Raw genomic sequence first — 22387 nt, forward strand, 5'->3', positions numbered from 1 at the left:
GACGCTGATGTAGCTATTGTCCGCAAGCACTGGCGGGAGGCTGTACCGGTCGGGTCGCAAACACTGAATGCGCAAAGCGTCGGCGAGACGAGTCCGCGGCGCACGCCAGGTTGTAGCGTGCGCCGGGACGGACAGCGGCCCGGTCGGTGAGGCTGGATGCTCCGTCTAAATGAAGGCGGCTCAAGCCCCGCTGTCGCGCCGCGAGCAAAATGCAGATCCGGGTCGTGGGCGGTGATTACCGTCAGGCCTTCGTACAGGTAACGGTACGCCATGTCGACCGAGGCTTGGGCGTCATGGGCCAGATTGGCCAAGGTGGCGCGGTATGGGCCGTACTACCAGCACGTGCTGCTGCCGGAGGCAGCCCGCTGCCGGGACTGGTGTCCACATCTGCGGCGAACGGTAGCCCACCAGTCGGTGACCGTGTGCAGGGTGAGCGCGGGCATGTCGAGGCGGGCACGATGGGATACGGCGTGCTCTTAGGCTTGAGGGGAGAAGCGTTAGCGAGATTCACTTTCCGCTCGGATGTTCCCTCCACACCTCCCTGATTAGCGCCGAGACCGGGCCGCCGCCGGCAGTGCCAAAATTTGGTGCTAAACGCCACTTTATCGGCATGCTGCGTGGCCGTTACCGCAAATTTCATGCCGGTCGCTCTTGTTGTGCCACTATCAGTTGATTTGAAGCGTAGGCCGTCGATCCAGGAAAGCAACAAGCGGCAACATTGAACGACTGAGGAGTCTCGGTATGGATGTTCTCTCATTCTCCGTAGCCACGGCATCCAGTTTCATTGCTGGATTCTTCGCCACGGCTTTAGGTGTCGCCGCCAGCTTGGCTTACGACAGGAGAAGCAAGCGAAAAGATGTCGACCGATACGACAAAACCTCGATTCAAAACTTGATTTCTTTCATCGCTAACCGGAGGGCCTTTGAGGTTGAGCCCCTGCGGGTTCGTATGCCTGTCCAGAAAGATGATCAGGACCTGGCGAGGTGCAACACTTCCGTTTTGAACGTTCGTAACATGCTGCACGAGGTACGCGGCGGCTTATCGATGCAGCAGGCGGCGGCTCATAGCATCCTTCTCGCGATGGAACGTGATTGCGCAACATATCTGAACTTTACAGAGTATCCCGTGGGTAGGAGCCTCTACGAGGATGCGCTATACGAGCTAGGGGAGCGACTGTATGAGAATGAGCGAAAACTTGCCGGCCACTTCGGCATCCTCGAGGTGCCAAAGCCTGGGTCAGTCGATCGGGACACCTCCTGGGTCGACAAAATTGTTGAAGAATCTCAGGATTTTGATGAGCTAAAGGGCTGGTCGGATAACAAGTAAGGTTTTGCTGAGGGCATGCTTCCCCGCTGCCGAGCATCAAGGCGGCTGGAGTGATTGCAAGCATTATCCGCGGTCAACTGGAGAATTGTTGCTGACAAACGCTCATTACGGAAGCCAAGTTTGCCTTCTCTGCACTGACGAAACAGGAAGGCAGGTTGGTGCCTCTAGCGACCAATACCTAAGTGTCCACTGTTCACTAGCCGCTCCCGCCGCTGCGCCGACGGCCCGGCCGGCCACCACGGCGCGAACGCCAACTGATCGGTCCCCAACGACCCGTCCTCGCTGAGCACGTCCACCCGCCCGTCCAACCCGACCCGCCACACGGCCGGGTCGGCGCCGGCCACGTCGCACGACGGCCCCTCGCACCACGGCGTCGTGATCGAACCGGCCACCGCCAGGAACGTCCCGTCGGGTGACCAGGCGATGGCGTCGGTCAGGTCGAACGCGGGGGCCACGTCCCGCACCACGTGCGCCTCCAGGTCCAGGAGCACAATCCGGGACTCCCGGTCCTCCTCAGCCCAGCGCTCGACCGCGACGCGGGTGCCGTCGGGGGACAGGGCGTGGCGCAGCTCGAACACCCCAGGCGTCAGCAGGCGCCGCGACGTCGCCGACGCGACGTCCACCAGCACCAGGTCGGCGCCCAGGCCATCGCTCTTGGACAGCACCACCGTCCGGCTGTCCGGGGTGAACTGCGCGCCCCCGGCGCGCTGCGACTCCCCGCTCACCTGCCGCACGGCACCGCTGCCCACGTCGGCGAGGAACACCTGCGAGTCCACGCCCGTGCACACGTCCGGGCCGCTCTCCGTCCACAGCAGGGTTCGTGCGTCCGGCGACCACGTCAGCTCGCGCGCCGTGGGCGCCGCCGTCGTCAACACCCGCTCCGACCCGTCGGTGGAGCGCAGCACCACCTCGAGCCGGATGGCGCGCCGCGCGTCCGGGAAGGCGCAGTCCTGCTCCGGCAGCCCGCCGGCCGCGGGGCGGCGCAGCAGCGCCAGCGTCCCGTCGCCCGCCCACGCCAGCCCGCGCACGTCACCGCCGCCCGGCAGGTCGCTCACCTCGTCGTCCAGGCCGGCCACCCGCGCTGTGCCGCCCCCGGTGACGTCGTCCCAGCCGATCCACGCCAAGCGCTCACCGTCCGGCGACCAGGCCAGTTCACTCGCCCCCTCCGGGGCGACCTCACGCTGCTCCCTCGTGGCGGTGTCCACCGCGAGAAGGACCGCCCCGCCGGTACCGGGGGTGTGGCCCGTGAACGCCACCACCGGACCTCGTGCCGCGGCCGGTGCCGCCGGTCCACCACCCGGTGCCGCGCACCCCGCCAGCAGTGCGAGCGCCAGCGCGCCCGGTCCCACCCGTCCAGCCCGCACCGCGCCTCCCCAGGTCCGTCGGCCTCATCCCAGCAGAGCCGGTGAGCGAGCGGGAGCCGATCACCCGTCCGGGCGAACGGCTCCGAGGGAGGCGGGCTCCCCAGGCGTCTAGCAGGTCGGGCCCGCGCCCGCCCCGGTCCGGCGAAGTGGTTCGTCCGACTGGGGAAAGACCTCACCCGACCGGTCCACCCGCTCGTCAAGTGGTGAACGACACCGCCGACGGACCGCTGAGACGTGTCGACCTCGGAGGTCCAGGTGAAGAAGCGCCGATCGCTCGGCTGGCTGGCGGCCGTGCTGCCGGCCGTGGTCCTGCTGCCGCCCGGCAGCGCCCACGCCGCCGGTCACGGCGAACTGGTCGACGGCACCGTGGTGAAGCTGGCCGCGGAGACGGGTGCCGGTCACGGCGACGTCGAGACCTACCTGGAGACCGAGCCGTCGGTGTACCAGCAGGTGACCGACGCCCGGGTCACCGCCCTGGAACCGGGGACGCTCGTCGAGCTGCGGGTGCGCGACGCGGACGCCGAGGTCCTGCAGGTGCTGTCCCTCGTCGACGTGGAGCCCACCGACGAACCCCGGCCCGAGCTGGGCAAGGCGGCTGTGCCGCACACCGTGCGCATCGCCATGGCGGTCCCGGCGGGCGTCACCCAGGACGACGTCCGCTTCACGACGGCGCAGGCCGAGGAGGCCCTGCAGGCCGCCTCGGACTACTGGAGCGCGCAGACCGACGGCCAGCTGACGTTCACCCTGGCCTCCCCGGTCGTCGACTGGTACCAGGCGTCCCAACCCTGTTCGAATCCCGGAGCCCTGTGGGGCGAGGCCGCGGCCAGGACCGGGTTCAACGCGAACAACCCGCGCGAGCACTTGATCGTCGTCACGCCACGGAAGGCTCTCGACTCGGGGGCGTGCGAGGCCTACGGCCAGGGCACCATCGGTTCCAGCGTCAACTCGGCGGGGCGGCTGTACGTCACGGACATCGAGTCGTCCCTGTGGGCGCACGAGCTCGGCCACAACATGTCGCTCGGCCACGCGAACGCCGTGTACTGCTCCGCGTCGGCGGACGTCGCCGCCGGCAACGGGGTGTGCGGGTGCCCGGACTGCACGATGGAGCGGGTTCCCTACGGCGACCTCTTCGACGTCATGTCCTACAGCGGTGACACCGTCGGGCACGGCAACCTGGGCGTCGCGCTCCAGCACCGGCTGGGTGTGACGGCCGGTGGGATCAGGTCCGTCACCGCGAGCGGCGTGTACGACGTCGCCGCCCTGCCCGTGCGCGCCACGGGCGGCACCCACGGTCTCACCGTGGTCGACCCGGTGAACGACGTCCGGTACTTCGTGGAGCTGCGCGGGGACTCGCCCGGTGACAACCGCGCGGCGGCCTTCTGGCGCGAGCCCGCCAAGGGCGTTCGCATCACCCGCCCGGACATCTCCCAGACCGGCGCGTCCATGGTGCTCGACACCAGCTACGGCACCAGTCGCTACGACTGGAGCCTGAAGACCGATCAGGTCTTCACCTCGGTCAGCGGGAACGTCAAGGTCCAGACCCTCTCGTACGACGGGCAGCGGGCCCGGGTGAAGGTCGCCATCGGCCAGAGCCTGGAGAGCGTCGTCGACCCGGCCACCGTGTCGGTCCCCGGTGCCGGTTCCATCACCTCCGTGAACCGCGCGCCCGGCGCCGCCGACGTCTCGTGGACCGTGGGCGCGGCGAACGGTTCCCCGATCGCCGATCAGGTCGTCACGCCGTACGTGAACGGCGTCGCGCAGCCCGGCCTCGCGAAGACCGTGGCGGCCACCGCGACGTCGACCCGCGTCACCGGCCTCACCAACGGCACCACGTACACCTTCACCGTGACCGCCCGGAACGGCGTCGGCACGGGCGCGGAGAGCAGCCGCAGCGCCGCCGTCGTCCCCTCCGACCGGCCGTCCGCCGTCACGTCCGTGACGGCCACGGCGGTCGGGGCCACGGCGAGCGTGTCGTGGCCAGCGGCGTCCGCCAACGGCAGTCCGGTCACCGAGTACACCGTCACTCCCCACCGGGACGGTGTCGCACAGGCACCGCGCACGGTCACCGGCACCTCCACCAGCTTCACGCTCGACGCGAACGTGCCGTACGCGTTCGGAGTGCGGGCCGTCAACGCCGTCGGTGTGGGCGACGAGGTCCGCAGCGGGGACGTCCGGTACGAGGTGGCCACCCCGCCGGCTCGCGTCGCCAAACCCGTCGCGACGCTGAGCGGCTCGACGGTCACCCTCACGTGGACCGCCCCCGCCGACGGTGGCAGTCCGGTGCTCGGGTACAGCGTGAACGTCCACCAGGACGGCGCGTTCGTGCGGACGGTGGCGTCCAGCGGCACCAGCACCACCTTGCCGATGACCCTCGCTGGCTCGTACACGTTCGCCATCACGGCGTCCAACGCGGCGGGGAACAGCCCGGAGTCGGTCCCCTCGGACCCGGTGACCTTCTCGCCGCCCGTCGTCCCGACGACGCCCGTGACGACGCCCGTGACGACGCCGCCGACGACCAGCCAGCCGGTTCCGACCACGGCTCCGCTCCCGGCCCCGGCTCCCGTCCCCACCGCCGCACCGGTCCCCACCCCGACCCGCACGACGGCACCCGCGCCGACGCCGACCCGCACGCCGACCCCGACGCCCACGCGCACCCCCGCGCCCTCGGCGCCGCCGGTCGTCGTCCGCGCCGACGGGTCCGCGGACTACACCCGCGACGGCCGCACCGTGAACGTCAAGGGCGCGATCCTGGCCCGCTACCGCGCGGACGGCGAGCGCACCGGCTCCCTGGGTTGGCCGACCAGCAGCGAGGTCCCCGTCCCGGGTGGCGCGTACGCGACCTTCGAGCGCGGGCAGGTGTGGTGGACGCCGGTTGGCGGCGCCCAGGTGGTGAAGGGCGACGTGCTCGCCGAGTGGCGTCGGCTCGGCGCGAACACCTCCCCGGTCGGGTTCCCCGTGGGGGAGGAGCGGCCCGTGCGCGGCGGGGTCGTGCAGGCGTTCCAGCGCGGTGTGCTGGCCTGGTCCCCGGCGACGGGCGCCCACGAGGTGCGGGGGGCGATCCTGGACCGCTCGACCGCCAGCGGTGGGGTGCAGGGGTTCCTCGGTTTCCCCACCACCGGTGAGGTCGCGCTGCGCGGCGGGGCGTTCACCGCGTTCCAGGGCGGGGCCGTCTACTGGTCGCCCGCGACCGGGGCGCACGTGGTGCAGGGGGAGATCCGGCGGGCGTGGGCGGCGGCCGGCTGGGAGAACGGCCGGCTCGGGTACCCGCGCTCGGGGGAGTACCCCGTGCCCGGCGGCGTGCGCCAGGACTTCCAGGGCGGGTCGATGACGTACTCGTTCGCGACCCGGACGGTCACCACCAGCGCCCGCTGATTCCTTCCCGAGTGGAGCGTTCCGGTCGTGCGAAGCCCTGCACCACGACCGGAACGCTCCACTCGCGCGTTCCACCACCTCGGCTGGCGCGCAGCGAGTGCGCGGCCCTCCGCGGAGGGGCGCAGCAGGAGAAGCACGCGGCGTAGTGTCCCTGCTCACCGTGAGTGATCGCTCGCGGTGAGCGTGGGGGTAACCATGAAGAAGCTCAGTGCTGTCCTGGCCAGCGTCGTCATCGCCGGGGTGGCCGTCGCCGGCCCCTCGTCCGCGGCTCCGGCGCAACCGGACCTGGTCGTCACCGACGTGAAGTGGGCGCCGCGGACGCCGATCGCCGGGCAGGGCGTCACCTTCACCGCCACCGTCACCAACCGCGGCAACGCCCCCACGCCGGAGGGCGTCGTCCACGGCGTCGGGTTCGGTGTGCGCGGTTCCACCGTCACCTGGTCCGACACCTGGCGCAGCAGCCTGCCGCCGGGTGGTTCCGTCACCCTCACCGCCAACAGCGGCCCGCGCGGGTCGGCCTCCTGGCCGGTCACCGCCGGGGTGAGCAGCGTCGTCGCCTTCGTGGACGACGCCCGCCGCATCGCCGAGTCCGACGAGGCGAACAACACCCGCACCGTGACGGTCACCGGAGCCAGCGGTCTCACTGCCCGCCTGAACGGCGGGACGCCCGTCGTCACCGCAGCGCCGATGAACGTGGCGACCGGCCTGACCAACGGTGCCAGCGGCGACGCCTACCTCGCCTGCTTCGCCCCGGACGGCGCGCTCGTCCCCGGAACGGAGCGGTACGGCCTCCGCACCGGGGCGGGGAACACCACCTACGGCACCGGCACCCCGTGGGGCAGGTCCGGTGAGGGTGACGTGCCGGCCTCCACCGCACCCGTCCGCGTGGTCGCTCACGGCTTCGACCTGACGTCCATCGAGAAGTACCAGCAGTACGCGCCGCGGGACCTGCGCTGCCCCGCCGGCGCCGAGCCCGGGTGGGACTACCTGCACGTCACGCAGCTGACGACCACCCGCGTCCACCTCGATGGCAGGGTCATCGCCTCCGTCGTGACCCCGGTGGACGTCGAGCTCGACATGCGGTGACGCGCGCCGGTCGGCGTCGCCGGCGTGTCAGCGCCCTCGGCCCCGGCGGCGATCGCTGCCCATGAGACGAGCGAGGCTCCTTGTCGCCCCTTCCTGCCCAGTGTTCGCACGCACCCGGACGGGGAGCGCCCGGATGGTCGATCACCTGACCACCCGCGCCCGCCGATGTGTGAGGAACAGACAGGACGGCTCACGGTGGGCGTGAGCGCCTGATGCTCATGAGGAGACCGCCGTGGGGCGCCAGCACCGACCGATCAGCGTCAACGCGGCCGTGCGCCCGGGCGCCAGTGCGGGCGGGGCGGTCCGGCCCGCGAGCCCCGCGGAGATCAGCGCGCTCGCCCGCGTCCTGCTGCGCCGCCCCGAGCTGCACCACCTGGACGACGAGAGCCTGCTGCTGCGGTTGGCGCGGACGACGGCGGTCGGGCACTTGCTGCGCTCGCGGGTCGTCGCGGCGGCCGCCGATGCCGAGCGGCTGCTGGACGCCATGCTGGTCGACGGGCGCGCGGTGGTCCTGGACGTCAGCGACCCGGCCGCGCGCGAGGGCGTCCTGGAGGTGCGCCGTCCTGCCGCGGCGCGTGACCTGCCGCGTGCGCGGGAGATCGCCCGAGGACTCGCTCCCCTGATCGGGGCGGGCTGAGCCCGGCGCGGCTGCGCCGAGCGGTGTGCTCCACCAGGCCCGCTGGTGTCGCGAGCGGGCGTTCCGGTCGTCGAGACGCCATCGGGACGACCAGAACGCTCCACTCGCTCACGCGCCAGCCGAAGCCGCCGTGGACAGCGCCACCTCCCGCTGCGCCTCCAGCTCCTCCAGCCGCGACCGCAGGTCCGCCCGCACGTCCGCGTACGTGTCCGGGCCGAGCGGCAGCCGCAGCGGCGTCCGCCCGCTGGCGACCAGGTCCAGCACCGCGTCCACGACCCTCCCGGCGTCACCGGGCACCGGGAACTCCCCGGAGGTGACGAGCCGGCGGACGTGACCGGCCGGGGTGTCCTCGTAGGCGTCCAGCACCGGGGCGGTGACCAGGGCCGCGGCGAAACCCGTGCCCGTGGCGCCGGGTTCGACGATCGTCGTGGCGATCCCGAAGGGTTCGGTCTCCAGGGCGAGGGTCTGGCAGAAACCCTCGATCGCCCACTTCGAGGCGTGGTAGTAGCTGAAGTTCGGGTAGGTCGTCTGCCCGCCGGCCGAGGAGACTTGCAGGACGCGCCCGCCGCCCTGCCGGCGCAGGTGCGGCAGCGCCGCCCGGACCACGTGCATCGAGCCGAGGACGTTGGTGCGCAGCTGCTGCTCCACCTGCTCGTCGGAGGCCTCCTCCACGGCGCAGAACAACCCGTAGCCGGCGTTGCTGAGGACGACGTCCACGCGTCCGAACCGCGCGAACGCCTCGTCCACCGCGGCGCGGACGGCCGCGGCGTCGGTGACGTCGGCGACGCCCACCAGCAGGCGGTCCCCGGCGTCGTCGCCCAGGTCGTCGAGGGCGTCCGGCCGGCGCACCACGGCCGCCACGCGCGCCCCCGCCGCGAGCAGGCGCTCGGTGGTCAGGCGGCCCAGGCCGCTGGAAGCTCCGGTGACGATCCAGGTGGTGTCCGCGAGGTCGATCGGTGTCATGGCGGGGACGCTAGGAGCTGGAGCCGACTCCAGGTCAACCCTCGCAGGACGGTCCCGCCCGTTCGTACAGTGGTGCCGTGGAGCGGTTCAGCATCGGAGAGGTCAGCGCGCTCACCGGGGTGAGCGTGGACACGCTGCGCTTCTACGAGCGCGAGGCCCTGTTCGTGCACCCGGTGGCCCGCGACGCCGCCGGGCGGCGCAGCTACGGGACGTTCGAGGTGGAGTGGGTGCGCATGTGCGCGCGGCTGCGCGGCACCGGCATGCCGCTGCCGACGATCCGCGAGTACGCCGACCTCGTGCGTGCGGGGGAGGGCAACGAGCGCGAGCGCTACGAGCTGCTGCGCGCGCACCAGCAGCACGTCGAGCAGCAGGTCGCCGAACTCCTCGCGGCGCGCGACGCGATCGCCGCCAAGGCCGACCTGTACGCCGCGCGGCTGGCCGACGGCACCGCGGGGCAGCTGTGGGCGGGCACCCCCGCGCCCTGCGTGGAACCCGGGGCCGCGCGCGACGTCGCCTGAGCGGGGGTCGGGAGCCGCAGCACGCGGCCCCCGACCGTCAGCGTCGTCCGCGGCCTCAGCCGCCGACGGACACCCGGCGCGTGCTGGGGTAGACCGCGTCCCAGTTCTCCACGGCCCACACCGCGTCCTCGCTGTCCCCGATCAGCAGGGTGACCCGCCCGAGGGTGGCACCGGCGAGCGCGTCGACCAGGTGTCCGTCCTCCCCGCTGACGAGGACGTTGTCGTCGCTGCGCACCCCGCGCTCGACGGCGGCGTCGGCGACCACGAGGGCCGTCCACCAGCGGTCGTCGCTGGCCAGGCGCTCGGGGGAGGGGAGCTGGCGCAGGACGGCGTCGGAGACGGCGGCGGCACCGCCGGCGACGGAGGTCGACGTGATCCCCCGCGCGCGCAGCTCGGACACCGTGGCGCTCACGTCACCGTCGCGCGGCACCAGCACCACGGGCTCGGCGAGCCGGGCGGCGGGGCCGCTCGCGGCGAGGGCGTCCACCAGGTGACGGGTCTCCCCGGAGGCGACCCAGGCGTGGGTGCTCGCCGGCACCAGCGCGGCCACCGCGCGGGACGTGGCGTAGCGGTCCGAGCCGCGGACCCGGCCGACGCTGCCGACGCCGAGCTCGCGCAGCTGCGACTCCACGGCCGGTGACACCGCGGCGTCCCCGCCGACGACGAGGACGGCCCGCACCGCGCGCTCGCGCAGGAACCGGCTCGTCGCCGCGGGCAGGGAGTCGCGGGAGGTGAGCAGCAGCGGCGCAGCGAGGGAGCGGGCCAGCGGCGCGGCACCGAGCGCGTCGACCAGGTGGGCGTTCTCCCCGTTGACCAGCACGACCACGTCGGCCCGGGGGAAGCCGTGCTCGGCGACGGCCACCGCGGTGCTCCAGCGGTCCGGGCCGGACAGGTGCTCGTCGGGAGCGCCGTCGGGCAGCGGGGCTCCGACGTAGGCGCGGCCGCACCCGGGGTGGGTGATCGGCAGCTGAGCCGAGCAGCGCGCCGTGACGGTCTCCGTCCCGGCCGCCGACGCGGAGGGTGCGACACCCACGGCGAGGGCGACGGCGGCGGTGGCGACGGCACCCGCCGTGCCGAACAGCTTCTTCACGAGTGGTTCCTCCGGGTTCCCGGCCCGCGCGTGCGGGCACCACCACCATCAAGTGGTCACGCCACTACTGCGCGTCAAGCGGTTCGGCAGGACGGTGACCGGACGGCGCACCGCGGGTCGCGACCGCGTCGTGTCCGTCAGGCTCGGCGGGTGGCCGCCGCCACACCGCACGCCCGCCGTCCAGGACACCAGGAGTTCCCCCGTGCGCCGTCGCTCCACCCTGCTCGCCCTCACCCTCGCCGGCGCCTTCGGCCTCAGCACCGCGCTGCCGGCCCAGGCGGCGGACCAGCGGCTGTTCGGCCCCGACCGGTACGCCACCGCGAGCGCGGTCTCGCAGGCGTTCGAGGGCAGCCTCTACTCGCCCGTCTACCTGGCGACGGGGGAGAACTTCCCCGACGCGCTGGCCGCCAGCGCCGCCGCGGGCGCCGACCAGAGCCGGGTGCTGCTCACCGGCCGCTACGCGCTGCCGCAGGCCACGATCGACGAGCTCGCCCGCCTGGACACCTTCGCCGTCTACCTCGTCGGCGGCACCGGCTCGGTGAGCACGGCGGTGGAGGCGCAGCTGGGGCGGCTGGGGTACCTCGTGCTGCGCCTGTCCGGGCAGGACCGCTACGACACCGCCGTGACCGCGGCGCAGGTCCTGTGGGAGGACCCGGACACCGTCTTCCTCGCCACGGGCGAGAACTACCCCGACGCGCTCGCCGGTGCCGCGGCCGCCGGGAACCAGGGCGCGCCGATCCTCCTCGTCGGCCGCGACCGCCTGCCCGCCCCGGTCGCCGAGGCCCTCGCGCCCGGCGACCCGCTCGGCCTGTCGCCGAGCAGGTTCTTCGTGCTCGGCGGCGAGGGTGCCGTCTCGGACGCCGTCCTCGACGAGATCCGCGCCCTCGGCCACCAGGGCGCGACGTTCGAGCGGCTCGGCGGCGCCACGCGCTACGACACCGCCGTCGCCGTCGGCCGGCGGTTCTTCGACGGGTCCACCGCGGCCGTCCTGGCCGTCGGCGACAACTACCCCGACGCGCTGGCCGCGGGCCCGTTCGCCGCCCAGATCGACGCGCCCCTCCTGCTGACGGGGGCGACGAGCACCCCCGCCGAGACCCGCGCGGAGCTGGACCGCCGCCAGCCGGCCGACCGGTGGTTCGTGGGCGCGGCGCGCCCCTCCTGACCCGCGGCGGGACCCGCACCGGGCGGGAGCGAGTGGAGCGTTCCGGTTGTGGAACACGCCTTCCGACGACCGGAACGCTCCACTCCTGGTGCGACCGCGCCTCGTCAGCCGGCCAGCCAGGCCAGCACGTCGCGGTGCAGGGCCTCGCGGTAGTCGCCGTGGACGGCGTGCGGGGCGCCCGGGTACACCTTCAGCGTCCCGTCCTTCACCAGTTCCGCGGCCTTGAGCGCGGAGGCGCCGATGGGCACGATCTGGTCGTCGTCGCCGTGGGCGATGAGGACCGGCACGTCCAGCGCCTTGAGGTCGTCGGTGAACTCCGTCTCGGAGAACACCTTCACGCAGTCGTAGGCGGCGACGAGGTTCACCAACATGCCCTGGCGCCAGAAGTCGTCCTTCTCGCCCTGGGAGACGTCGCGGCCGTGGTTCGCGCCGAAGAAGCTCTCCGCCAGGTCCTTCCAGAACTGCGAGCGGTCCTTCAGGACGTTCTCGCGGATGCCGTCGAACACCTCGATCGGCAGGCCGTCGGGGTTCGTCTCGGACTTCACCATCTGCGGGGGGACGGCGCCGAAGGTGACGACCCGGGCGACCCGGCCGTCGGCGTAGCGGGCGGCGTAGCGCACGACCTCGCCGCCGCCGGTGGAGTGGCCCATGACGACCACGTCGCGCAGGTCCAGCGCCTCGACCACCGCCGCGAGGTCGCGGGCGTAGGTGTCCATGTCGTGGCCGACGGCGGTCTTCTCCGAGCGGCCGTGGCCGCGGCGGTCGTGGGCGACGACGCGGTAGCCGGCGTCGGAGAACACCTTCAGCTCGACCTGCCACGCGTCGGAGCTGAGCGGCCAGCCGTGGCTGAGGACGATCGGCTGACCCGACCCCGCCTCGGTGTAGTAGATCTCCACGCCGTCGGGGGTGGTGACGAAGGGCACGGGGGACTCCTCTCGAAGGGCCTGCCTGCGGGCGCGCCGGTGCCGGGAACCCGGAGATCGCGGTGCGCGCAGGTGAGAGTGCCACCTCCGGGCGGGCCCGTCAGCGGAACGCGTCGGTTCTCCGGAGAACGTCCGGTGACCTCAGGGGGACGTCCGGCAACCGGCGAGCAACCGGACGGTCATCGCCCGCGCCTCCTCGCGCCCGTACCCGGGCCCGAGGACGGCCAGGTTCCCCACCGCGCGCAGCAGCGTGAGAGCCGCGACGTCCGGGTCGACCTCCCCGGCGTCCTGACCGGCGCGCAGGAGGGCGTCGCAGGCGGGCACCAGCTCGTCGAGGATCAGCGCGTGCAGGTTCGCCAGGGCGGGGTCCTCCGAGCGCAGGGCGTCGCTCAGGCCGTGCTTGGTGACGAGGAAGTCGAGGAAGGCGGCGACCCAGCGCTCCAGCGCCTCGACCGGCCGGACCGGCTGCGTGCGCAGCCGCTCCGCCAGGTCCACGCACTCGGTCACCTGGTGGCGGTAGACGGCGCTGACCAGGTCGGCGCGGGTGGGGAAGTGGCGGTAGACGGTGCCGACGCCGACCCCGGCGCGCTCGGCGACGGTGCGCACGGGCGCCTGCACGCCGGACTCGACGAACACCGCGGCCGCCGCGGTCAGCAGGGCCTCCCGGCTGCGCTGCGCGCCGGCCTGCCGCGCTCCGGTCGTGGGGGTCACAGGGTCTCCGTTGCTCGCGGAACAGTGTTCCGCTAACGTTCGCGGAACGATGCTCCGCCGAGTCTGGCAGAGCGCACCCCCCACGGAGGACCCACCGTGCCCACCCCCGCCCCCGCCCGCCGCCTCGTCGCGGTCGCGCCCCTGCTCGTCCCCAGCACCGGGCGCGGCGCCGATCTGCACGTCAAGGTCACCGCCCCCGCCGGCGGCCGCGACCTGCCCGTCCTCGTGTTCTCCCACGGCAACGCCTGGTCCATGGACGGCTACGGCCCCCTCGTCGCCCGCTGGGCCGCCGCCGGGTTCGTCGTCGTCCAGCCGACCCACCTGGACTCGCGCCGGTACGGCATCGGCGTCGACGACCCCCGGTTCCCGGGGATCTGGCGCACGCGGATCGCCGACCTGCACGCCGTCCTCGACCACCTCGGCGACCTCCTCGAGCAGGTCCCCGGCCTGCCCGGCCGCGCCGACCCCGCGCGGGTCGCCGTCGCCGGGCACTCCTGGGGCGGTCAGAGCACCGGAGCCCTCCTCGGCGCCCGCGTCCTGCCGCCCGCCGGCGACCCGGAGGAGGACTTCCGCCACCCGGCCGTCCGGGCGGGGGCGCTCCTCGCGGCCCCCGGCACCGGCGAGAGCCTGACGGCGTTCGCGCGCGAGCACCTGCCGTTCATGCGCCCCGACTTCTCCACCCTGACCACCCCGACGCTCGTGGTCGCCGGCGGCCGGGACGACTCCGCCCTGTCCACCCGCGGGCCGGACTGGTTCACCGACGCCCACGTCCTCAGCCCCGCCCCCACGCGCCTGCTCACGATCGCCGAGGGGGAGCACACCCTCGGCGGCCTGGCCGGGGAGGCCGTGCGCGAGACCACCGACGAGGACGCCGACCGCGTCGCCCTCGTCGCCGACGCCGTGGCCGCCCACCTGCTCGACGTCCTCACCGGCGACGGCACCGCCTGGCGGGAGGTCGAGGAGCGTGCCCGGCGCAGCCGAGAGGCCGGTGGGCCTGGCGTGTTCGACGTCGAGGCGTCGCCGGTTCCTGCGGTCTCGCGCTGGTGACCTCAGTCGGGTGATCACAAGCGCGAAACTAATTGTGTCACCTGTTAAAAGGTGACACAATTGACCGGTGAGGATGATCTGGGTGCGGAGCGCCCGCCGCCACCGCGTCGGCCGAGGCTCTGCCCAGTACGTCGTCCGCACCGCGGTCCCGGTGGTCCACCACGTGCCCGGCCGCGACCCTCAACTGTGGTGGGTCGGCCCGGACGAGGGCGGCCGGGTGCTGGAAGTCATGGCGGTGTGGCAGGAGGAGCTCCTCATGTTCGTGCACGTCATGCCCGTGGCTCTGCGAGAGAGGAAGGACCGATGAGCGCGAAGGACCAGGTGCGTCTGCCCGGCGGTGTCGTCTCCGTGGCCGAGGAGGCGCAGTTCGACCCGTCGATCGACGCTGCACGCGACCCGAGCGGCCGTCGCTACGACGACGCCTACTTCGACGAGCTCGCGGACGAGGCTGAGCGCTCGGGGCCACCGCAGCTGCGCCGCGGTCGCCCGCCGTTGGGGACGACGTCGAGCGGACACTCGCCGCGGCTGTCGACGCGTGTCCCGCAGGACGTGGACGACGCGGTGCGCGCGGCTGCGGCGCGCCAAGGTGTGACACCGGCTCAGTGGCTGCGCGAGGCCATCGAGCAGCGACTGGTCCGCGGGTAGGCAGACTGAGCCCGCCCGGGAGCGGGTAGCCGGCCCGCTCACCCCGTCCCGGTGCGAACCAGTTCCAGCACCGGGATGACCCGCACACCCGCGGTCGCCCGCTCGTACTCGGCGAACCCGGGAGCGCGGCGGACCTGCTCGGCGTAGACCGCGTCGCGCTCGTCACCGGTCAGCTCACGCACGGACACCGTGACCGTCCGGGTGCCCCGCTCGATCCGGGCGGTCCCCGCCGCGACGAGGTTCGCGTACCAGCCGGGGTTCTCCGCCGCGCCGCCGTTCGTGGCGAACACGTACACGGCGTCGTCGGTCCCCTCGACGGGCAGGTACGCGGCCGGGGTGACGAACTCCCGGCCGCTGGTGCGCCCGACGTGGTGCAGCAGCACCAGCGGCATCCCGGCGAAGGGCCCGCCCACCCGGCCGCCGTTCGCGCGGAACTCCGCGACGACCCGCTCGTTCAGCGACGGCTGCTCAGCCACGGCCGCTCACCCCCTCCTCGCGCGCCGCTCGGTCGCGCACGGGCGCGACGTCACCGGCGAACAGGCCGCCGGGGTCGACCGCCAGGCGCACGCCCTCGACCCGCGCGCGGGTCTCGTCGTCGTAGCTGCGCTGCGGCTGGTCGGGCCGGTCCACGAAACCTGGTGCGGTCCTGCCCGTCAGGCGCGGCTGCAGGACCTCGCGCACCGCCGCGAGACGCGACGCCGTGTCCGCGCCGGCCGGGCCGACCGCGTACTGCAGCAGGGGCGCCGCGAACCGGTCGACGACGCCACCGGCGCTCGGCGGGTCGGCGATCGCCCCGCCGAGCTGCCGCAGCTCCAGCGACACGAGACCCGTCGCGGCGTCGAACAACCCGGCCCAGTCCGCGTCGTCCAGCTCCCCCACGAGCGCGGTGTCGGAGCGGAACGCCGCCGGGTCCGGCGGGTCCAGGTGGACGTGGGCCAGCGCGCCCGGCGCGGCCGGTGCCCAGGTGTCCTCGACGGGTTCCGCGAGCGCGCGCAGCGGGGCCAGCAGGTCCTCCGCGGTGCGCTGCGCGGCCGGCAGGTCCCCCGCGGTGGTGGCGGTGACCGCGCCGTCCAGGACCAGCGCGCGCCGGCCGGCCAGCGACGGCGGCAGCGCGGGCAGCGGCGGCAGGTCCAGCACCCGCAGGCTCGTGCTGATCTCCGGCGGGGCCGTGCGCGCCCACTCCTGCCAGAGCGGCGCCAGGCGCGCCGCGTCGGCGACGTCCCACACGGCCCGCCCGGTGACGACGGCGTGCACGGGCACGAGGTCGACCTGCGCCTCCACGACGACGCCGAACCCTCCGCCGCCGCCGCGCAGCGCCCAGAACAGGTCCGGGTGCTCGTCCGCGCTCGCCTCCAGGACCCGCCCGTCGGCCAGCACGACCGTCAGCGAGCGCACCGCGTTCGCGGCCAGCCCGAACCGCCGGCCGTAGAAGCTCACGCCGCCGCCCAGCAGGTAGCCGACGACGCCGACGGTGGGGGAGGAGCCGTGCAGGGCGGTCAGCCCGTGCGGCAGCACCTCCGGCAGCACCTCGCCCCACGTGCGCCCCGCCGGGACGCGGGCGGTGCGGGTGCGCGGGTCCACGCGCACGGGTCCGTCGATCAGCGGTCGCAGCAGCAGCGACCCCGCCAGCGGACCGGTGCGGCCCGCCGCGTGCCCGGTGGTGCTGACCCGCAGCGGCAGCCCGCTGCGGCGGGCGGTGGCGACGGCGCGCACGACGTCCTCGACGCTGCGGGCGGTGGTCGCGGCGACCGGGTCCACCGGCTCGGCCAGCTGGTAGGCGGTCGTCGCCGCCGTGTACTCCGGACTGCCGGGCGGGGAGAAGGGAGCGAGGTCGGGGACGGACCGGGCGACGGTGGCCGTGGTCACGACCGCTCCGCGGTGGAGGCGTCCCCCGGCAGCACGACGACCTTGCCGGGGATCCGGCCGGCGGCGGCCTCGGCGTGCAGGGCGGGCAGCTCGGCCAGCGCGATGCGGCGGGTGACCTCCAGGGTCAGGACGCCGGAGTCCACGAGGGACACCAGCTCCGCCAGGCGCTCGCGGTTCGGCTTCACGAAGACGGTCCTCGCGCTCACGCCGCGGGACTCGTCGCCGGGGGTGGGGATGAACGCGGTGGTGCTGACGACCGCGCCGCCGTCGCGGACCAGCGCCACCAGGGCGGTGAACCCCTCCGGGTCGAGGGGGGCGAGGTTGACCAGCACGTCGACCTGCTCCTGCACGGCGTCGAGCAGGTCGGTGCGGGTGTGGTCGACGACCTCGTCGGCGCCCGCGGCGCGGACCGCGTCGGCGCTGCGCGGGCTGGCGGTCGCCACGACGTGCACGCCGGCGCGCTTCGCCAGGGCGATCGCGTACTTGCCGACGACACCCCCGGCCCCGACGATCAGGACCCGCTGACCCGCCGTCAGCTCGCCCTCGTCGAACAGCGCCTGCCACGCCGTCAGCGCCACCGACGGCAGGCCCGCCGCGTCGGCCAGCGGGACGCTCGCGGGCGCCGCGACCAGCGCCTGGGCGGGGGCCACGACGAACTCCGCGGCACCGCCGTCGCGCTCCATCGGCAGGAACCCGACGACCGGGTCCCCGGCCGCCAGGTCGTCCACGCCCTCGCCGAGCGCCTCGACCGTGCCGGAGACGTCGTAGCCGGGCACGTGCGGGAGCACGACCGGGATGGGCAGGAACCCCGCCCGCATGCCGTTGTCGGCGGCGTTGAACGCCGAGGCCGCCACCCGCACCAGGACCTCACCGGGACCGGGGACGGGCTGCTCGACCTCCTCGTGCTGCAGGACCTCGGGGCCGCCGACCTGGTGGAAACGCACTGCCTTCATCGCTGCACCTGCTCCTTCGAGGTCCCCGAGGAAGCTCCGCGGACCTGTTCCGCGGTCCTGGGGACGACACGAACCTCGCAGGTCGCGGCGCGCTCATCCTGGGCCGAGATGGCCCACCTTCACGACCGCCGGGCCGTCGACCGCGCCGACGACCTCCGCGAGCTTGACCGCGTCCGCCGAACCGGGCGCCGCGGTCAGCATCACGGCCGCCAGGTCGTCGCCGGGGATGGCGATGAAGTTGCCCATCAGCGTGAGCGTCTCGCCGTTCGAGCGGGTGAACGCCGCGTTGCTCTCGTAGGCGTCCACCGGCCGCGGCGCGCGCCACAGGGTGTCGAACAGGGAGCTGCGGGTGCGCATCTCGTCGACCAGGTCAGCCAGCGGGGCGTCGGCCGGGTAGCGCAGCACCGCGCTGCGCAGCCGCGCCACCATCACCGCCTCGCGGTCGCTGGCGTCCGCCGCGGACTGCCGGAAGCCGCCGAGGGGGGAGCAGAACGTCCGCCAGGCGACGTTCCACTCCCAGCGTTCCCCGGTGAGGTCCCAGTGCTCCAGCGCCAGGAACGTGCTGTTGGCCGCGACGGCGTTCATCGCGGCGTCGTAGACGACCACCGGGGTGTCCGCGAACCGCTCCAGCAGCCGCGTCGCGCCCGGGCCCAGCTCGGTGGGCACCCGCCCCTCGGCGGCCGCGTACCCGGCGAGCGCGCACAGCTGCTCGTAGTCCGCCCGCCCGGCCCGCAGCGCCCGCGCGACGGCGTTGACGACGGCGGCCGACGGGTGGCTGCGGCCCTGCTCCAGCCGGCGCACGTAGTCCGCGGACATGCCCGCCAGGTCGCCGAGCTCCTCGCGCCGCAGGCCCCGCGTCCGCCGCCGGCCCGCCGGCAGCCCGACGGTCTCCGGGGCCGTGGCCTCCCGCAGGCGCCGCAGCGCCGCGCCGAACCCGTCCTGCTCCACGGGGCGAGCATGCCCCACGGCGCGCCCGGCCGGAAGGCGCGTCAGCCGTCCGTCACCGGGTGCAGGGACAGGTGCCGCCCACGCCAGCGCCGCCGCAGCCACCGGTCGTGCGAGGCGATCACCACGGCGCCGCGGTGCTCCTCGACGGCCTCCTCCAGCGCGCTCACCAGCGGCAGGGACAGGTGGTTGGTGGGCTCGTCCAGCAGCAGCACGTCCGGGGGGTCGGCGACGAGGACGGCCAGCGCCAGGCGCCGCTGCTGCCCGAGGCTGAGCTCGCCGACCCGGCGGTCCTCCTCGTGGCGGGACAGCAACCCCGTCGCCGCGAGCGGCACCTCCTCGGCGCGCGCCGCACCCACCAGGTCCGCCCACACCTGCCGGACGGTCCGGTGCGCGCCGCGACCGCGCGGGTCTGGCAGGTCCACGTCCTGGGTCAGCAGGCCCGCGCGCCCGGCCCGGCGGACGGCGCCGCCGCGGGGTTCGAGCAGGCCGGCGAGGACGTGCAGGAGCGTCGACTTGCCCGCCCCGTTCGCGCCCGTGACGAGCCACTTCTCCCCGGGCCCCACGGTCAGGGACGTGGGGGCCAGGCGGCCGGGGACGTGGACGTCCTCGGCCGCGAGCACCGGCTCCGCGTCCCGCTCGCGGACCGCGCCGAACCCGGCGAACCGCAGCGGTGCGGGAGGTTTCCGCACCTGCCCCTCCTCCAGCTCGGCCAGCCGGGCGCGGGCGTCCGACACCCGTCGCGAGACGACGCGGGCGTTGCGGTCGGCGTAGAACTTCTGCGCGGCGCGACCCTCGGTGCGGGGTTTCCAGTCGTCGTGGCCGACGACCTGGTCGCGCTCGACGGCGGCGCGCAGCCGGCCCAGCTCCTCCTGCTCGTCGCGGAACCGCTGCCCCCACCGCTGCCGCTCCCGCGCGCGCCGCAGCAGGTGCTCGGTGTACCCGCCGGTGCCCGTGGTGGCGCGCGCGGCGCCGAGACCCGTGCCGCTGTCACCCGCGGCGAGGGGACCTGCCAGCGCGCGCGGCAGCGGGGAGGGGTCCAGGTCCACCACGCCCGTCGTCGTCTCGTCGAGGAACGCGCGGTCGTGGCTGGCCAGCAGCACCGGCCCGCGCCAGGTCAGCAGGACGTCGCGCAGGTGCGCGGTCGCGGTGTCGTCGAGGTGGTTCGTCGGCTCGTCCAGCAGCAGGACGTCCGGGGCGCGCAGCAGCAACCACGCCAGCGACAGCCGGGCCCGCTGCCCGCCCGACAGCTCACCCGTCGGCCGGTCCACGGGCACCGCGCCCAGGCCGAGGGCGGCGAGCGTCGTCGCGGCGCGGGCGTCGGCGTCCCACACCCCAGCCAGCTCGGCGTCCTCCACCGCCGCCGCGTACGCCGTGGCGGCTCCGGCGTCGTCGGGGGCGGCGGCCAGCGCGAGGGCGCGCTCCTCCACGACGGCCGCGGCCCGGCGCACCGGGGCGAGGGCGTCCTCCACGGCGGTGACCACGGTCGTCGTCGGCGCGAACGGCGGTTCCTGGTGCAGCAGCCCGCGCGTCGGGACGCGCCCGCCGGGGGCGGTGGCCGTCACCGTCCCGGCGTCGGGGACGAGCAGGCCGGCGGCCGCGCGCAGCAGCGTCGACTTGCCGGACCCGTTCTCGCCGACGAGGCCGACGCGCTCACCGGCGGCGACCACGAGGGACACGTCGGTCAGGACGCGCCGGCCGGCGGGGGACACGGACACGCCGTCGAGGCGCAGGTGGGTGCTGGGGGTCGTCACGGGGCTCCTGAGCGGTCCACGGGACTCCCGCCGGGCCGGTGGCCGCGGGGCGGGAGGGGACGGGCTCAGGAACGCACGGGACCAGGGTGGACCCGCGGTGGTGCGGGGGCAAGCAGTTTCCCGGCTCCCCGGACGTGGACGTGGCGTCGGCCCGGCACCGGAGCGCGCGGCTCAGCGGAGGTCGCTGACGGTGGCGGCGATCCGGTCGGCTGCGGCCCGCAGTCGCTGGGGGGTGAGTCCCGCGTACCCGAGGACCAGCCCGGGAGGGCCCGGCCGCACCCGGTGCCTGCTGAGGGTGTCGACCACCACACCACGGCGGGCCAGCCGGTCGGCGAGCTCGACGTCGTCGAGGTCGTGGCCGCTCAGGTCGAGGACGAGGTGCAGGCCCGCGGCCAGCCCACCGACGCGGGCGGTGGGCAGAGCGCGGTGCAGGGCCGACACGAACTCGTCGCGTCGGCCGCGCTGGTGCCGCCGGGTCAGGCGCAGGTGCCGTTCGTAGCTGCCGTCGGAGAGCATCTGCGCCAGGACCAACTGCGGCAGCGACGGGTTGCTGATGTCGCTGGCGTGCTTGGCCTCCAGCAGCTCGGTGCGCAACCAGGTGGGGGCCACGACCCAGCCCAGGCGCAGCGCGGGGGCCAGGGTCTTGGAGACGCTGCCGGTGTGCAGCACCCGGTCGGGGGCCGCGGCGTGCACCGACGCGGTGGGGGTGCGGTCGTAGCGGTGCTCGGCGTCGTAGTCGTCCTCGACGATCAACCCGTCGTGCTCGCTCGCCCAGCGCAGGAGCTCGACACGTCGCGCCGGGCTGAGCGGGACCCCCGTCGGGTACTGGTGGGCCGGGGTCACCACCACCGCCCCGCGAGGCCGGCCTCCGGCCGGGACCGCCCCGCCGGGGCGGCCGGTCGTGGAGGGGAGCAGCGCGGGGAGGAGGTCGGTGCGCAGTCCGTGCTCGTCGACGGGGACCGGCACGGGGTCCAAGCCCCAGTAGGCCAGTTCGTCACGGGCGCCGCGGCTACCGGGGTCCTCGACCCCGATGCGGTCCAGCCCGCGCCGGCGCAGGACGTGGGCGGTCAGGGCCAGGGCCTGGGCGACACCGGCGACGATCACGACGTCCTCGGGGGTGGTGCTGATGCCGCGGTGCAGTGCCAGCCAGGAGACCAGTCGCTGCCGCAGCCCCGGGTCACCGGCGGGGCCGCCGTAGCGCAGGACGTCGGGGCCGGCGGTGTGCAGGGCACTGCGTTCGGCGCGCAACCACGCCGCTCGGGGGAAGCGCGTCAGGTCCGGTACCCCGGGTGTCAGGTCCAGGACGGGAGCCGAGGTGCACGCCGGCGCCCGCCCCGCGGGCGGGTCCGGTGAGGTGCCGGCGGACGACGGTGCGGTGCGGGGACGCGGGCCGGCCGGGTGGGTCGGTGGCAGGCGGACGCGAGTACCTCCGCGGGCTCGTCCCGTGGTCAGGCCCTCCTCGCCCAGGCGCTGGTAGGCCTCCACCACCACGCCGCGGGCCCACCCCAGGTCGACGGCCAGGGCCCGGGTGGGCGGCAGCACCGCGCCGTCAGGCACCCGCCCGGTGGTGATCGCCTCCCGCAGGCGCGCAGCCAGCCACGCCGACCTGCCCCGGGTCGGAGCCGCGGTGGGGTCCAGCTGGAGGAAGTCACTGCCGCGACCACCGCTCCGCGGGGTGGAGCCGGCACCTCCCGCGTCGTCGTCGGCGTCCAGCCGGTCGCGGTTCCAGGACGGGCCGGACCGGGTGGAGGCACCTGACCGGGTCATTTGGTCCATCCGGAGGGTCGGGCTTTGGGTCTTGAGCTGGTCCATCCTGGCACCCAGCATCGCGGTCGTGAAGGACGCAGCCCACGACGCCGCAGGGGACCACGGACGAGGGGTCGCCGGTCCTCACCGCACCGCCCGTGACCGGCGGACCGCGACCTCCTCGCCCTCCGCCGTGCTCGACGGCGCCGCGCTGGTCTTCTCGCCGCGGCACCGAGGAGCGGGGTGGTCGGCGTCCGGCGCGCACTGTGGTGGTCGGGC

At 74.4% G+C, this 22387-nt stretch carries 20 protein-coding genes; 9 read left to right on the forward strand and 11 right to left on the reverse strand.

Going from position 1 to position 22387, the window contains the following annotated elements:
* The first annotated feature begins 741 nt into the window (after positions 1–741).
* Positions 742–1326, forward strand: coding sequence for a hypothetical protein (locus tag ACRYMY_RS01035; protein WP_432545410.1), 585 nt, complete (start codon positions 742–744; stop codon positions 1324–1326).
* Between the two features lie 164 nt (positions 1327–1490).
* On the opposite strand, the gene ACRYMY_RS01040 is transcribed toward ACRYMY_RS01035, so the two are convergent.
* Complete coding sequence (locus ACRYMY_RS01040; RefSeq protein WP_432545411.1) at positions 1491–2582, reverse strand: TolB family protein; 1092 nt, start codon at positions 2580–2582, stop codon at positions 1491–1493.
* 342 nt (positions 2583–2924) lie between these two features.
* Between ACRYMY_RS01040 and ACRYMY_RS01045 the strand changes: the two genes are divergently transcribed.
* The 3 genes from ACRYMY_RS01045 (at position 2925) to ACRYMY_RS01055 (ending at position 7785) form a co-directional block, all read left to right on the forward strand.
* Entirely contained in the window at positions 2925–6062 is a 3138-nt protein-coding gene (locus ACRYMY_RS01045; protein WP_432545412.1) for a fibronectin type III domain-containing protein, read from the forward strand.
* Between the two features lie 177 nt (positions 6063–6239).
* Positions 6240–7148, forward strand: coding sequence for a CARDB domain-containing protein (locus tag ACRYMY_RS01050; protein WP_432545413.1), 909 nt, complete (start codon positions 6240–6242; stop codon positions 7146–7148).
* A 232-nt stretch (positions 7149–7380) separates the two neighbouring features.
* On the forward strand, positions 7381–7785 hold the full coding sequence (locus ACRYMY_RS01055; protein ID WP_432545414.1) for a hypothetical protein: 405 nt from the start codon (positions 7381–7383) through the stop codon (positions 7783–7785).
* Between the two features lie 108 nt (positions 7786–7893).
* On the opposite strand, the gene ACRYMY_RS01060 is transcribed toward ACRYMY_RS01055, so the two are convergent.
* Complete coding sequence (locus ACRYMY_RS01060) at positions 7894–8748, reverse strand: SDR family oxidoreductase (protein ID WP_432545415.1); 855 nt, start codon at positions 8746–8748, stop codon at positions 7894–7896.
* A 77-nt stretch (positions 8749–8825) separates the two neighbouring features.
* Here ACRYMY_RS01060 and ACRYMY_RS01065 point away from each other — a divergent pair, with 77 nt between their 5' ends.
* On the forward strand, positions 8826–9266 hold the full coding sequence (locus ACRYMY_RS01065; protein WP_432545416.1) for a MerR family transcriptional regulator: 441 nt from the start codon (positions 8826–8828) through the stop codon (positions 9264–9266).
* Between the two features lie 55 nt (positions 9267–9321).
* Here ACRYMY_RS01065 and ACRYMY_RS01070 read toward each other — a convergent pair whose 3' ends face one another.
* A complete protein-coding gene (locus ACRYMY_RS01070) occupies positions 9322–10356 on the reverse strand; it encodes a cell wall-binding repeat-containing protein (protein WP_432545417.1) in 1035 nt (344 codons plus the stop codon).
* Between the two features lie 202 nt (positions 10357–10558).
* On the opposite strand from ACRYMY_RS01070, the gene ACRYMY_RS01075 reads away from it, so the two are divergent.
* Complete coding sequence (locus ACRYMY_RS01075) at positions 10559–11518, forward strand: cell wall-binding repeat-containing protein (RefSeq protein WP_432545418.1); 960 nt, start codon at positions 10559–10561, stop codon at positions 11516–11518.
* A 104-nt stretch (positions 11519–11622) separates the two neighbouring features.
* On the opposite strand, the gene ACRYMY_RS01080 is transcribed toward ACRYMY_RS01075, so the two are convergent.
* Positions 11623–12441: an alpha/beta fold hydrolase gene (locus ACRYMY_RS01080; protein ID WP_432545419.1), complete on the reverse strand. Its 819-nt coding sequence runs from the start codon at positions 12439–12441 to the stop codon at positions 11623–11625.
* A gap of 141 nt (positions 12442–12582) precedes the next feature.
* Positions 12583–13152 carry a TetR/AcrR family transcriptional regulator gene (locus ACRYMY_RS01085; protein ID WP_432545420.1) on the reverse strand — a complete coding sequence of 190 codons (570 nt, stop codon included), beginning with the start codon at positions 13150–13152 and terminating at the stop codon, positions 12583–12585.
* A gap of 96 nt (positions 13153–13248) precedes the next feature.
* Between ACRYMY_RS01085 and ACRYMY_RS01090 the strand changes: the two genes are divergently transcribed.
* From ACRYMY_RS01090 to ACRYMY_RS01100, 3 genes are all read left to right on the forward strand, one after another.
* The gene (locus tag ACRYMY_RS01090; RefSeq protein WP_432545421.1) at positions 13249–14199 is read left to right on the forward strand and encodes an alpha/beta hydrolase family protein; all 951 of its coding nucleotides are present in this window, start codon (positions 13249–13251) and stop codon (positions 14197–14199) included.
* Positions 14200–14266: 67 nt separating this feature from the next.
* Positions 14267–14506 (forward strand): hypothetical protein, encoded by a 240-nt coding sequence (locus ACRYMY_RS01095; protein WP_432545422.1) that lies wholly within the window; start codon positions 14267–14269, stop codon positions 14504–14506.
* A complete protein-coding gene (locus ACRYMY_RS01100) occupies positions 14503–14844 on the forward strand; it encodes a hypothetical protein (protein ID WP_432545423.1) in 342 nt (113 codons plus the stop codon). Before ACRYMY_RS01095 ends, ACRYMY_RS01100 begins: the two co-directional genes overlap by 4 nt.
* A 38-nt stretch (positions 14845–14882) precedes the next feature.
* On the opposite strand, the gene ACRYMY_RS01105 is transcribed toward ACRYMY_RS01100, so the two are convergent.
* The 6 genes from ACRYMY_RS01105 to pdxR all read right to left on the reverse strand — a co-directional run bounded on the left by ACRYMY_RS01105 (position 14883) and on the right by pdxR (position 22174).
* Positions 14883–15320: a nitroreductase family deazaflavin-dependent oxidoreductase gene (locus tag ACRYMY_RS01105; RefSeq protein ID WP_432545424.1), complete on the reverse strand. Its 438-nt coding sequence runs from the start codon at positions 15318–15320 to the stop codon at positions 14883–14885.
* Entirely contained in the window at positions 15313–16710 is a 1398-nt protein-coding gene (locus ACRYMY_RS01110; RefSeq protein WP_432545425.1) for an FAD-binding oxidoreductase, read from the reverse strand. The genes ACRYMY_RS01105 and ACRYMY_RS01110 overlap by 8 nt, the downstream gene beginning before the upstream one ends.
* On the reverse strand, positions 16707–17663 hold the full coding sequence (locus tag ACRYMY_RS01115; RefSeq protein WP_432545426.1) for an NADP-dependent oxidoreductase: 957 nt from the start codon (positions 17661–17663) through the stop codon (positions 16707–16709). The genes ACRYMY_RS01110 and ACRYMY_RS01115 overlap by 4 nt, the downstream gene beginning before the upstream one ends.
* Before the next feature lie 93 nt (positions 17664–17756).
* Positions 17757–18611, reverse strand: a complete 855-nt coding sequence (locus ACRYMY_RS01120; RefSeq protein WP_432545427.1) for an MmyB family transcriptional regulator — start codon at positions 18609–18611, stop codon at positions 17757–17759.
* Positions 18612–18652: 41 nt separating this feature from the next.
* Positions 18653–20362, reverse strand: a complete 1710-nt coding sequence (locus tag ACRYMY_RS01125) for an ABC-F family ATP-binding cassette domain-containing protein (protein WP_432545428.1) — start codon at positions 20360–20362, stop codon at positions 18653–18655.
* 171 nt (positions 20363–20533) lie between these two features.
* Positions 20534–22174, reverse strand: a complete 1641-nt coding sequence (gene pdxR, locus ACRYMY_RS01130) for a MocR-like pyridoxine biosynthesis transcription factor PdxR (protein WP_432545429.1) — start codon at positions 22172–22174, stop codon at positions 20534–20536.
* Positions 22175–22387: the final 213 nt, after the last annotated feature.

Source organism: Kineococcus haloalkalitolerans (assembly GCF_050871905.1).
Classification (GTDB): domain Bacteria; phylum Actinomycetota; class Actinomycetes; order Actinomycetales; family Kineococcaceae; genus Kineococcus.

What these genes read in the sequence shown, in the direction of transcription:
- ACRYMY_RS01060 (WP_432545415.1), bottom strand. Translation starts at nt 8,748, where the DNA reads ATGACACCGATCGACCTCGCGGACACCACCTGGATCGTCACCGGAGCT.
- pdxR (WP_432545429.1), bottom strand. Translation starts at nt 22,174, where the DNA reads ATGGACCAGCTCAAGACCCAAAGCCCGACCCTCCGGATGGACCAAATG.
- ACRYMY_RS01035 (WP_432545410.1), top strand. Translation starts at nt 742, where the DNA reads ATGGATGTTCTCTCATTCTCCGTAGCCACGGCATCCAGTTTCATTGCT.
- ACRYMY_RS01100 (WP_432545423.1), top strand. Translation starts at nt 14,503, where the DNA reads ATGAGCGCGAAGGACCAGGTGCGTCTGCCCGGCGGTGTCGTCTCCGTG.
- ACRYMY_RS01115 (WP_432545426.1), bottom strand. Translation starts at nt 17,663, where the DNA reads ATGAAGGCAGTGCGTTTCCACCAGGTCGGCGGCCCCGAGGTCCTGCAG.